The sequence below is a fragment of the Corallococcus sp. CA041A genome (genome assembly GCF_003612075.1).
Lineage (GTDB): Bacteria > Myxococcota > Myxococcia > Myxococcales > Myxococcaceae > Corallococcus > Corallococcus exiguus.
The window spans coordinates 1-10,657 of record NZ_RAWF01000315.1 but is presented as its reverse complement, the minus strand read 5'-3'; the positions used below and the strand labels follow the sequence as shown (position 1 = coordinate 10,657).

At 65.8% G+C, this 10,657-nt stretch carries 13 protein-coding genes; 7 read left to right on the top strand and 6 right to left on the bottom strand.

Annotated elements, in window-relative coordinates:
• Window positions 1–1,481: metallophosphoesterase (locus D7V77_RS36495; RefSeq protein WP_120580876.1), on the bottom strand; the 1,481-nt coding region annotated here is incomplete at its 3' end.
• Between the two features lie 207 nt (window positions 1,482–1,688).
• Between D7V77_RS36495 and D7V77_RS36490 the strand changes: the two genes are divergently transcribed.
• The 7 genes from D7V77_RS36490 to D7V77_RS45185 all read left to right on the top strand — a co-directional run bounded on the left by D7V77_RS36490 (window position 1,689) and on the right by D7V77_RS45185 (window position 5,862).
• Complete coding sequence (locus D7V77_RS36490) at window positions 1,689–1,886, top strand: hypothetical protein (RefSeq protein WP_120580872.1); 198 nt, start codon at window positions 1,689–1,691, stop codon at window positions 1,884–1,886.
• A gap of 234 nt (window positions 1,887–2,120) precedes the next feature.
• Entirely contained in the window at window positions 2,121–2,690 is a 570-nt protein-coding gene (locus D7V77_RS36485) for a hypothetical protein (protein ID WP_233597455.1), read from the top strand.
• Between the two features lie 97 nt (window positions 2,691–2,787).
• Window positions 2,788–2,985 carry a hypothetical protein gene (locus D7V77_RS36480; protein ID WP_126936363.1) on the top strand — a complete coding sequence of 66 codons (198 nt, stop codon included), beginning with the start codon at window positions 2,788–2,790 and terminating at the stop codon, window positions 2,983–2,985.
• 193 nt (window positions 2,986–3,178) lie between these two features.
• Complete coding sequence (locus D7V77_RS36475; RefSeq protein WP_147452274.1) at window positions 3,179–3,610, top strand: hypothetical protein; 432 nt, start codon at window positions 3,179–3,181, stop codon at window positions 3,608–3,610.
• Between the two features lie 104 nt (window positions 3,611–3,714).
• Window positions 3,715–4,053 carry a hypothetical protein gene (locus D7V77_RS36470; protein ID WP_126936364.1) on the top strand — a complete coding sequence of 113 codons (339 nt, stop codon included), beginning with the start codon at window positions 3,715–3,717 and terminating at the stop codon, window positions 4,051–4,053.
• On the top strand, window positions 4,043–4,315 hold the full coding sequence (locus D7V77_RS36465; protein WP_126936365.1) for a hypothetical protein: 273 nt from the start codon (window positions 4,043–4,045) through the stop codon (window positions 4,313–4,315). The genes D7V77_RS36470 and D7V77_RS36465 overlap by 11 nt, the downstream gene beginning before the upstream one ends.
• A gap of 44 nt (window positions 4,316–4,359) precedes the next feature.
• Window positions 4,360–5,862, top strand: a complete 1,503-nt coding sequence (locus tag D7V77_RS45185; RefSeq protein WP_233597454.1) for a DUF481 domain-containing protein — start codon at window positions 4,360–4,362, stop codon at window positions 5,860–5,862.
• 100 nt (window positions 5,863–5,962) lie between these two features.
• On the opposite strand, the gene D7V77_RS36455 is transcribed toward D7V77_RS45185, so the two are convergent.
• Genes D7V77_RS36455 through D7V77_RS36435 form a run of 5 tightly spaced genes read right to left on the bottom strand, consistent with a single transcriptional unit; the run spans window position 5,963 to window position 10,647 of the window.
• A complete protein-coding gene (locus D7V77_RS36455) occupies window positions 5,963–6,403 on the bottom strand; it encodes a cytochrome C oxidase subunit IV family protein (protein ID WP_120580867.1) in 441 nt (146 codons plus the stop codon).
• A 10-nt stretch (window positions 6,404–6,413) separates the two neighbouring features.
• Window positions 6,414–7,076: a cytochrome c oxidase subunit 3 family protein gene (locus tag D7V77_RS36450; RefSeq protein WP_120560477.1), complete on the bottom strand. Its 663-nt coding sequence runs from the start codon at window positions 7,074–7,076 to the stop codon at window positions 6,414–6,416.
• Entirely contained in the window at window positions 7,069–8,745 is a 1,677-nt protein-coding gene (locus D7V77_RS36445; protein ID WP_120580866.1) for a cytochrome c oxidase subunit I, read from the bottom strand. The genes D7V77_RS36450 and D7V77_RS36445 overlap by 8 nt, the downstream gene beginning before the upstream one ends.
• Complete coding sequence (gene coxB, locus D7V77_RS36440) at window positions 8,729–9,775, bottom strand: cytochrome c oxidase subunit II (RefSeq protein WP_120567457.1); 1,047 nt, start codon at window positions 9,773–9,775, stop codon at window positions 8,729–8,731. The genes D7V77_RS36445 and coxB overlap by 17 nt, the downstream gene beginning before the upstream one ends.
• Window positions 9,772–10,647, bottom strand: a complete 876-nt coding sequence (locus tag D7V77_RS36435; RefSeq protein ID WP_120580873.1) for an SCO family protein — start codon at window positions 10,645–10,647, stop codon at window positions 9,772–9,774. The genes coxB and D7V77_RS36435 overlap by 4 nt, the downstream gene beginning before the upstream one ends.
• Between the last annotated feature and the right edge of the window lie 10 nt (window positions 10,648–10,657).

The window sequence follows — 10,657 nt, the reverse complement described above, 5'->3', positions numbered from 1 at the left end:
CCGGGGTCCTCACCCGTACCGGGGTCGGTGCCAGGGTCGGTGGTCCCGTTGGACGTCACGGTGACCACGGTGGTGGCCGTCAGCGGGGCGGCGCCCTGGACGGAGGCCTTGGCCGTCACGGTGTAGGTGCCGGCCTGGGCGAAGACGTGCTGGACCTGGGGGCCTTCGGCGGTGGCACCGTCGCCGAAGTCCCAGGTGACGGTGGCGCCGGACTGGGAGGCCGTCGCGGTGAACGAGGCCGTGTGGGGCGCGGTGCCGCTGGCGGTGTTGACGGCGACGTTCAGCGTGCCCTGGGGCTGATCCGGCTGCGCGGGGAGCGTCTTGGAGAGGGTGAACGAGTCCAGGGTGCCGCCGTCCGTCTTCACGAGCTTCGCGGTGAGGTTGCCCTCGACGACGTCCACGTCGAGGAAGCCGTGGGCCGCGTCGTCGCGGATGACGCTCCAGGAGGGGCGCGACGTGGCGAACGTGCGCAGGGTGGCGCCGCCGCCGCCGACGACGAGGTAGGGGATGCCCGTCTCGTTCTTGCCGGCCTCGGCGTCGCCGAGCATGGGCTTGCTGCGCTCGTAGTCGTGGTCATGGCCGGTGAGGACCAGGTCCACGCCGTACTTCTCGAACAGGGGGCCGAACTGGCGGCGCATGGTGAGCTGCGAGCCGTGCTCGCCGCTGGACCAGGACGGGTGGTGGAAGAAGACGACCTTCCACGGCTGCGTGGTGGCGGCCAGGTCCTTCTCCACGAACGCCTTCTGCGCGGCGAGCGTGCACTTGGACGCGGACGCCAGGCCCACGGCGCAGTTCGAGTCGATGGACACGAAGTGCACGTGCCCCCAGTCGAACGAGTAGTAGCGCTCCGAGCCCTCCGCGTTGTTGGTGGGCAGGTAGAGGTTGTCCAGGTAGGGCTGGGCCTCGTTGGTCACGTACTCGTGATTGCCGGGCGTGGCGAACATGGGCACCTGGGCGAGCAGGGCGGCCATGGGGGTGAAGAGGTTGGTCTGGAACTCGGTCTCGGTGCCGGACGCGTAGGCGTTGTCACCCAGGGCGACGAAGAGCTCCGGCTTGTTGGTGAGCATGGAGGCGGCGACCTTCTTCTGATCGCTGCCACCGGTGCCGAAGTCGCCCACGGCGGCGAAGTGCACGCGCCGCGTGCCGGGCACGGGGGCGGTGGTGAACGCCTTCGCCGGGGTCGTCTCACCGCAGCCGTCCACGGAGTACGTATAGGAGGTGGCGGGGGCCAGGCCGGTGAGGACCACGGCGTGGATCTTCGCGGTGGCCGAGGACTTCACCGTCTGGCTGGTGTTGCCCACGCCGTAGCGCACCTGGGCGCTGGAGCAGTTCGACGACAGCCGGAACGCCACGGTGGCGGTGTCGGGGCCCACCTTCTGAAGGTAGGGATCACGCGGCAGGGCGAGCGCGTCACCCGAGGCGAAGCCCCCCACGAAAAGGGCAGCCAGGGCGGCGAGCGAAAGAGACTTCGTCCGGTCCATGAATCCTCCGGCCCGAGACATTCGGGACGGGGGCCCAACCGTTCATCGTTCAACGATCATCCGAAAATCAGGCGTTCGGGAGTAGGCAGGGGAGCGGGCGCCCGGTGTGGCGGAAAGACAGACGAACAGGCCTGCGTCGCATGTTTCAGGGAAGGCGGAACCGGGGGGCGCCTTGCGGCGTCCGGAGGCTGCGTTACCCCTGAAGACATGACCGAAGTCCACTCCCAGACCCGTGAGTACACCCTCCCCGAGGGCTGCCCCGTGTGCGAGTCGGACCTGCCGGTGCGGGTCACCGCGACCGGTCCGAACGCCGTCTGCACGCACTGCGGCTGGATGGGGCGTCCGTTCATCACGGTGACGTACGACGGCCTGCGCGTTTCCTACGACGACGCCGCGCGGGCCTGAGCGCCAGGCCTGCCTGTCAGGCTTGCGAAGGGGGCAGCAAGTTCGCGCCACACTCATGGCGCGGCCCTTCACACGGCTCGCTGCCACGTGTCCGTGTGGAGGGTGCTCCCGCACTCTTCGCGGCATGGCGCCGGGCGTGTATGGATGCGGGAGGCGATGTCCCAAGCAGAGGGGCTCTCGATGCGACCCGTGTCTTTCCCAGTAGCGATTTCCTACGGTGCCGAGGACTGGGTCGTGAACTTTGCCTCGACCCGGGAAGACCTCCGGCCCCTTGGAGAGCCTGGATTCATCGAGGAGGACTCGCTGCGCACAGCGGGAGGCCGGGAGTTCAACTGGGCCTTCGAAGCAGCGAGCGGGCTGCGCTTCAGTCTGCGCTGGAGTGAAGCGACGGAGTATTCGGTCGTCGTCGCGGATCCTCCGGACCCGTCCGCGGTCGTCGCCGAGCTTCGCTCCCTGGGCCTGGACGTAACGATCACGACGCGGGAGCTGCCGGAGCACCGCCACCTCCAGCGCCGGATGGCGCTCGGGTGTGTCTGGCTCTTCACGGGGGAGGGCGCCGTCCAGGTGACCGCGGTCTTCTCCCGGAAGGCCCTGGCGGACGCGTGGCTGGCGGAGAAGCACCTTTCCGGAGAGCTTGTCGCGTACCCGCTGGACACCTCCGTCTACGAAGCAGAAAGGCGCTGGGGGATACCGGAGGTGCCTCAATTGGGGACTGAAGGCATCCAGCGTTTCGTCGGACGGGTGGCCGAGCGCTACACATATCGGGACGGGAAGCCCGTGAACCCAGGCGTGCCATCCCCGTGAGCGAAGGTGCCGCCGCCCGGGTTGAGAGCCGTCGGGCATGACCACCTATTGGTATACGACATGCTCCAGGTGCCGTGGCCAGGGGCGCCTGTTCATCATGCGGGAGCTTGAGAACGGCTCCCTCTACCTCCATTGCGAAGAGTGTGAGTGGGGCTGGCGGGATCCGGCGACCGTGGGAGCGGTGACCGCTGGCTTCCTGACCTTGGAGGATGAGGCCGACGCGAAGCCCGCGAGCCGTGAAGAGATTGAAGCAGCGGGCTGGACGCCGTTCGCCACGCACCGTGTCGAGGAGTGAGGCGGATGAGTCTGGAAATGAGGGAGTGATGACGTGCTCGGAGTGCTCTGGTGAGCTTGCCTGGGTCGGCGTGACGAGAGGCACGGACCACTTCCGGTGCTTGAGGTGTGGACATGACGTCCATGCGCTGTCAACGCCGCGCCTCGGGCCGGGGCAGCGGTTCCGAGCGGTCATCCGGTGGAAAAACGAGATCTTGAGTTTCGCTGAGCTGGAGAGCCTGAGGAAGATTGCCCCTGAGGCGAGGGCTATCCCTGCTGTTGATATCTGGGAGCGGTCAAAGCGGGATGGATGGGTGCTGGGGGAGTATATGGAAAGCCAGATTGATGCCCTCTGGAATCAGGCTCACGAACTTCAGCTCAGGTTGGATCTTGTTCTGGTGTCGGAGTGCGAGCCCGAGGTGAGGCCGGTTTGCATGGTTGTTGTTTGGAAGACGACGAGCCCTTCTCTCGAAGAGATCGTTGCGTTGCGCAAGCTATCGGAAGAGGCCGCGAACATGCCTGTTTCAGCCGTCCTGAAGAAGGCCAGGGAAGGCGAATGGCTGCTGGGGCGCTTCTGGCCAAACAGGCTACCTGAAATCGAACGGCGGGCGATGGAGTTGGGGCTTCAGCTTCGGCGCGAGTCTTGAAGCCTGCATGTCTCCAGCGTGCATGGAAAACTGTTGCGGCTTGTGCGTAGGGCGAATGCGCGAGCCTCACCCTTGGAAAACGAGTGGGACAGGAGGTGGTGGAGATGGCGCCCATTGATGATGTGAAGGCCTTTCTCCTGCTGCATGGGCTGGAGACCGAGCAGACCGCTTATGGCTTGCGCGGGGAGCTGGAGTGTGGGGGGCGGAGGTATCTCTATAAAATCGGGAGAGCGAACGACGGTGGGGACGACGTGAGCGTCCGCCCCCTTCCTGAGGGGCCCACCTGGTGGTTCTGGCGCGAGAACCTTGAGGGGATTGCCAGGCTGCTGCTGGATGCACGTGCGCGGGTTGAAGAGGGACAGGCGAAGTCCTGGCTGGAGGCCCTGCGCCATCTCGATTCGACGATGAGTGCTCTCTGGCCGGATGACCCTGATGCAACGTGAGCGCGGGGCGAATGAGGAGGCGATCCAGGTCCTTTACCGTGGCGTCACCAACGGTTTCCTGCCGCAGGTCTGCGAGGCGATATTGCTGTATAATGCCGTGGTGGGAACCGGCTACGACATCTGCAACCACTGCCGCTGGGAGGATGCTGGAACCGTGAGTGATTCCGTCGACAGCAGCATCAACAAGGGGACCATGTCTCAATATCGGGAGCAGATTCGAGAGGAGTCGAACTACTACTGCCGTGAGAAGTGGAGCCAATAGATGTCGAGTTCGGACGGGTCGCCGTGGTCTTGTGAGGAACACCCGTGAATCTGGCGCGCGTTGATGAGTATGCAGGGGACTCCGAGTTCGACCGCGTCTTCCTGACGGAAGTGGCGAATCGCGTGGAGCCGCTCTGGGGGCACGTGCGCGATGAAGCCGCCGCCCGAGTCGCCGTAGGTATCTTGTATCTGGATACGCTGGTCTTTCGGGATGGCTTCAAGGTGAATCACGGTTGGGAGGCGAATAGCTTCGTTGGAGTCGACGGGGCCGCGGCGGTGATGGCCGCGGTCTGGGACTGGATGGGACTCGACTGGTTGATGATGAAGAAGCGGTTCCGCCCAGGCCCTGGAGTACCTCAACCACCTCAATCGTTGCACGACGAGCTCCGGGGAATGGCCATTCGCCACCCGTCCGTCGTCCTGGTGGATGATCAGCCCGCGAGATGGCCTCATTGGCCGGCCCCTGAACGGCCGCCGCCCGTGGAGTCGAAAGCCGCGATGCGGCGGCGCCGACGCCGTTTGAAGGTGCCCGGAGGGATCTGGAGGCTATTCACCCAGACGGATTCCGGCCCCGTGTACTTCGAGAACCAGGGGGCCCTCAAGGAACTGGTTGTGGGGAACTGGCTCCATGTCGAACAGGTCGACGACGAGGTCTGGTGGATGCGGGTCGGGGACATGCGCATCAGCGTCCAGGCCCCACGTAACGGCTCACCCGAGGTGGATGTGGAACGGGGCTTCTACGACGTGGTGCAGGGCGAGACGAAGGTCGTCGAAAACAGTTACAGCCCCGAGGCCGCCGCCGTCGCCGCCCCCGTGAAGCCCAGCGTCTGGGACGTCAGCGTGGGCCTGAGCCTCATCTCCCTCACCGGCAACGCGTCCACGCTGACGGTGAGCGGCCTGGCCAGCGCGCTGCGCAAGACGGAGCACTGGATCTACTCCGTGAAGGCCTACGGCGCGTACGGCCGCAGCCGCCCGCCCCAGGTGGAAGGGGAGGTGGAGTCCCTGTCCCAGGTGGTGGCCCTCAACGCCGGCGTCGAGCTGCGCGGGGACCGCCGCTTCACGCAGGAGATCAGCGGCTACCTGCTGGCCGGCGTGGACACGGACCACATCAAGAGCATCGAGGCGCGGCCCTACGGTGAAGCCGGCGCCAGCATCTTCTGGTTCGACACCAAGCGGGACGAGAAGGCCAGCGTGCGCGAGACCGTCCTGCGCACCGACTTCGCCTTCCGCTACGCACGCGAGCTGCGCTTCCAGTACTACCCCAATCGCGTGGACCTGCCGAACGTGGACCTGGGCGGTCCGCGCTTCGGCGCCCTGTTCCGCTACGGCCTCTCCAAGGACATCACCTTCCAGGAAGAGGCGGAGATCCTGGTCAGCGTCATCTCCGACGCGCGCATCCTCTTCAGCAGCCAGACGCAGGTGATGGCGAACCTCACCGACGCGCTGGCCCTGGGCGTGGGCTTCCTCGTGAAGTCCGACAGCGCTCCGCCCCCGGGCAAGGTGTCCACCGACACGGCGCTCTCCTTCAACCTGACCGTCGCCCTGTAGTCCCCCACGCGGGCACCCAAGCCCGCCAAAAGCGACGCGGCGCCAGGGAAGAATCCCGGGCGCCGCGTTCGTGCTTCAGGGGACTGCGGAAAGCGACGAACTACTCGTGCGTTTCGTGTCCCTGCTTCTGGATCTGCTGGTGGCCACCCGTGCGGCCTTCCGTCGGGTTCGCTCCGATGTCCACCGCCTGCAGGTCGCTGTACTGCGACCCCGGCGGGTTGGCCAGACGGAAGCGGGTGCCCAGGTCCATCAGCGAGAAGCCGATGAGCAGCACCACGAACAGGATGGACACGCCGAACACCAGGCGGTTGGCGCCCTGGTGCTCCGACAGGTGCATGAAGTACAGCGCCACCAGCGTGCCCTTCACGCTGGCGATGATGAGCGCGAGCACCAGACCGAAGTCAGGCAGGTGCATGCGGCCGGTGAACACCGTGACGAGCGTGAGCACCAGCAGCGCAATCCAGATGACCACGTAGCGCCCGGCGCCGTGGTGCGCCTGCATGTTGTGCTCTTCCTGATGCGATTCGTTGGCGATGGCCATGTCGTAACCCTCAGACCAGGTACAGCATCGGGAAGAGGAAGATCCACACCAGGTCGACGAGGTGCCAGTACATGGAGCCCAGCTCGACCTGCGTGTAGTTGTTCGCGTTGAAGTCCCCGACGCGGTACGCGCGCACCGTGGCGAACGCCAGCACCGTCATGCCGATGACGACGTGCAGCGCGTGCAGGGCGGTGGAGGCGAAGTACACCGTGAAGTACAGCGGCGCGCCCGGCAGCTGGATGCCTTCGTAGAAGTAGTAGCGGCCCGGCAGCGTCCCGATGTGGAACTTGTGCTTGTACTCGAAGAACTTGATGACGAGGAAGCCCACCGCCATCAGGAGGGTGAGCACGTTCATGTGCCCCACCATCGCGTTCTTCCCCTCCTTGGCGTAGTGCACCGCCATGGCGGCGGTGAACGAGGAGGTGATGAGCACCACCGTGTTGATGGTGCCCATCGTCAGGTCCAGGCTGCGGCTGGACGCCGCCCACGCTTCCGGGAACAGGAAGCGGTAGGCCGCGTAGCACGCGAACAGACCGGCGAAGAGCAGGATTTCCGTGGCGAGGAACAGCCACATGCCCAGCCGCGCCGCGTGCTTCTGCACCTCCAGCGACGCGAAGTGAGCGGCCAGCTTGGGACCGGGCACCGAGCCCGGCGTCACGTGCGCGCTAGACATCCGACACCTCGCCCTGGGCCTTCTTCGGATCCACGTAGAAGTGCGGCTCCTCGGGATACGTCGGCTGGGGCCCGATGAAGTTGTGCGTGGGCGGAGGGGACTGGGTCAGCCACTCGTAGCCCTTGCTGTGCCACGGGTTGTCCACGCGCTCGCCGTAGATGAGCGCGTAGGTCAGGTACACCGCGATGATGATGAAGCCGAACGCGAGCAGCGACGCACCGGCCGTGGACGCCACGTTCAGCGCCTGGAAGCGCTCCGGGTACTCGTAGTAGCGGCGCGGCATGCCCGCGTTGCCCACGAGGAACTGGGGGATGAACGTCGCGTTGAAGCCCAGGATGATGAGCGCCGCGGAAACCAGGCCCCACCCCTCGTGGTACATCTTCCCGAACATCTTCGGGAACCAGTAGTGGAGCGCGGCCAGGAAGGCCATGATCGTCGCGCCCACCATGATGAAGTGGAAGTGCGCCACGACGAAGTAGGTGTCGTGCCACGCCACGTCCAGCGACACCGTCGCCACCGCGATGCCCGTCATGCCGCCGAACACGGTGAAGAACAGGAAGCCGCAGAAATAGGCGAACGGGGTGCTGAACTCCACCGCGCCCTTGTAGACGGTGCCCACCCAGTTGAAGACCTTGATGGCCGTGAACACGCCCACCAGCATCGACAGCACGCCGAACACGCCGGCGTTGAAGGTCGACTGGCCGGACACGAACATGTGGTGGCCCCAGGCGAAGAAGCCCACGAACGCGATGCCCACGCTGGAGTACGCCACCGCGCGGTAGCCGAAGATGTTCTTGCGGCTGAACGTGGAGACGACCTCGCTCATCACGCCGAACGCCGGCAGCACCATGATGTACACGGCCGGGTGGCTGTAGAACCAGAACAGGTGCTGGAAGAGCACCGGGTCACCGCCGCGGGCCACGTCGAACATGCCCAGGCTGAACAGGTTCTCCGCCGTCACCAGCAGGAGCAGCAGGCCAATCACCGGCGTCGCCAGCACCTGGATGCAACTGGTGGCGTAGAGCGCCCACACCATCAGCGGCATCTTGAACCAGGTGATGCCCGGCGCGCGCATGGTGTGCGTGGTGACGATGAAGTTCATGCCCGTGAGGATGGAGCTGAACCCGATGATGAACGCGCCGAACAGCACCGGCGCCACCGTGGTCGTCGTGTGCGCGCTGTACGGCGTGTAGAACGTCCAACCGGTGTCCAGACCGCCGTTGAGCATGCCCCAGAGCGCGAAGCCCGCGCCCGCCAGGTACACGTAGAGCGACAGCAGGTTCAGCCGCGGGAACGCCACGTCCTTGGCGCCCAGCATCAGCGGCAGCAGGAAGTTGCCGAAGATGGCCGGGATGGCGGGGATCATGAACAGGAAGATCATGACCACGCCATGCAGCGTGAAGACGCGGTTGTACGTCATCGCGTCCATGATGGTCGGACCGGGCGTGAGCAGCTCGATCCGGATGAGCAGCGCGAAGATGCCGCCCACCAGGAAGAAGAGCAGGATCCACGCCATGTACATGATGCCGATGCGCTTGTGGTCCACCGTCAGCAGCCACGACTTCACCGTGGTGCCGTCCGTCAGGTAGCTCGGGTGGTGGCCGTGGTCGTCGTGCGCCTCATGGCCGGGGACGGCCCCCGGCGCGGCGATGCTACTGGATGGGGTCATAGGCGGGGCCCTCGGAAGCGGTCTCACGCACGTTCGCGGTGCGCAGCGTCTTGATGTACTCGACGATGGCGGCCGACTCGGGGCCCTGCAGCTTGCCCTGGTAGGTCGGCATCACGTTCTGGTAGCCGGCGACGATGTGCGCGCCCGGGTCCATCATCGACTGGGTGATGTAGGCTTCATCCACGCGGATGCTCTGGCCATCGTCGAGCTTCTCTTCGCGCTCGTACATGCCCAGGAAGGTGGGGCCGATGTGCTTCGAGCCGTCCACCGAGTGGCACTTGAGGCAGCCCTGCGTGCCCACCAGCTTCTGGCCCTGCTCGGCCATGCGGGCGACGGGGGGCACCAGCGAGGTGTCCGCCAGCGCGTCCTGCCGGTCCTGCAGGCGGCCACGCTGCTGCTCCTTCAGCCAGTTCTCGTAGTCCTCCGGCGCGAGCACGACGACCTCCGCCAGCATCTTCGAGTGCGACAAGCCGCAGTACTCGGTGCAGAGCACCTGGTACGTGCCGGGCTTCGTCGCCTCGAACCAGGCCTGCGTGTAGCGGCCCGGCAGCGCGTCCATCTTGATGCGGAAGGACGGGACGTAGAAGGAGTGGATGACGTCGCGTGAGGTGATCAGCAGGCGCACCGGGCGGTGAGCCGGCACGTGCAGCACGTTCACGCCGTTGGGGCCCTCCGGATAGGAGAACTTCCACATCCACTGCTTGCCCATGACGTAGACATCCATCGAGTCCTTGGGCGGAGTGGTGAACCAGGTGAAGTCCCGGAACCCGATGGCGAACCACGCCAGGAAGAACACCAGCGGAACGGAGACGAAGAGGAACTCCGTCTTCAGGTCCGGCACCACGTATTCCGTGTGCTGGTGGGCCTCCCGCCGACGGTAGCGGAAGAACATGAAGAGCGCCGCGAGGCCGACGCCCGCGGACATCACCATCGTCGTGCCGACGACGAAGTAGTGCAGGAAGTCGACCCGTTCCGCGAACGTGGACGCGCGCTCCGGGAGGAACAGGAATTGGTTGGCCAGGTCGCTCATGTAGTCGCGCCTTTCTTCAGCTCGCGCCTCCAGAAATAGATCAGCATCGTGGCCAGGGCGCCAAAGACAGCCAGGGAGCCCAGGCGGATGAACCCGAAGATGTAGAAACCGTACCGCCGCGTGGCGGTGTCATACTTGAAACAGGACATGACGATGCGATCGACGCTCGTCCCGACCCGACCGCCCGCTGCTTCCAGCAGCGAAAGCTTCACGTCCTTGCGGTCGAACGACGTGCCGTAGAGGTAGCGGGAGATGCTCCCCTCCGGGGTGAGCACGGTGACCACCGCGGGGTGGGCGTACTGCTTCGTGCTCGGTTCATACGTGTATTTGAAGCCCACGGCATCGGCGAGCTTGTGGATGTTCTCGTCGGTGCCGGTGAGGAAGTGCCACGGAGCCGTCTCCGGCTTGCCCATGGACTGGAGGTACTTGCGCCGCCGCTCGGTGCTCTGCGCCGGGGTGTCCTTGGGGTCGATGCTGACGGTGACGGCCTCGTAGTCCTTGCCCAGCTCCAGGCCCAGCTCGCGCATCACGCGGACCTGCTCGTTGATGACGAGGTTACAGAGCATGGGGCACTCGTAATAGACGAGCGTGAGCAGGGTGGGGCGCGTCTTCGACAGCAGCGTGCCCAGCCGCACCTCTTCCCCGGTGGAGTCCAGGAAGCGGGTCTCCAGGGGGAGCGGATCCCCCAGGTGCTCCTCCACGTCCACGCCCGTCACCGGCGGGGGCAGGTCTGAGTCCGCCTCCACGATGGCGCGGGGCGTCTTGCCTCCACCCGGCAGGGCGAACGCGGGCGTGGCGCTGGTGAGTACCAGCGCGAGCGCCGCGAGGAGCCCGGCGGCGCGGGCGGAGGAGAGCGGAAGAAGGGACGGCATGGTGGGGGAC

Coding starts and splice junctions, on each gene's coding strand:
- D7V77_RS36445 (WP_120580866.1), bottom strand. CDS start 8,745: ATGACCCCATCCAGTAGCATCGCCGCGCCGGGGGCCGTCCCCGGCCAT.
- D7V77_RS36480 (WP_126936363.1), top strand. CDS start 2,788: ATGCGGGAGCTTGAGAACGGCTCCCTCTACCTCCATTGCGAAGAGTGT.
- D7V77_RS36450 (WP_120560477.1), bottom strand. CDS start 7,076: ATGTCTAGCGCGCACGTGACGCCGGGCTCGGTGCCCGGTCCCAAGCTG.
- D7V77_RS36470 (WP_126936364.1), top strand. CDS start 3,715: ATGGCGCCCATTGATGATGTGAAGGCCTTTCTCCTGCTGCATGGGCTG.
- D7V77_RS36465 (WP_126936365.1), top strand. CDS start 4,043: ATGCAACGTGAGCGCGGGGCGAATGAGGAGGCGATCCAGGTCCTTTAC.
- D7V77_RS36490 (WP_120580872.1), top strand. CDS start 1,689: ATGACCGAAGTCCACTCCCAGACCCGTGAGTACACCCTCCCCGAGGGC.
- coxB (WP_120567457.1), bottom strand. CDS start 9,775: ATGAGCGACCTGGCCAACCAATTCCTGTTCCTCCCGGAGCGCGCGTCC.
- D7V77_RS36435 (WP_120580873.1), bottom strand. CDS start 10,647: ATGCCGTCCCTTCTTCCGCTCTCCTCCGCCCGCGCCGCCGGGCTCCTC.
- D7V77_RS36455 (WP_120580867.1), bottom strand. CDS start 6,403: ATGGCCATCGCCAACGAATCGCATCAGGAAGAGCACAACATGCAGGCG.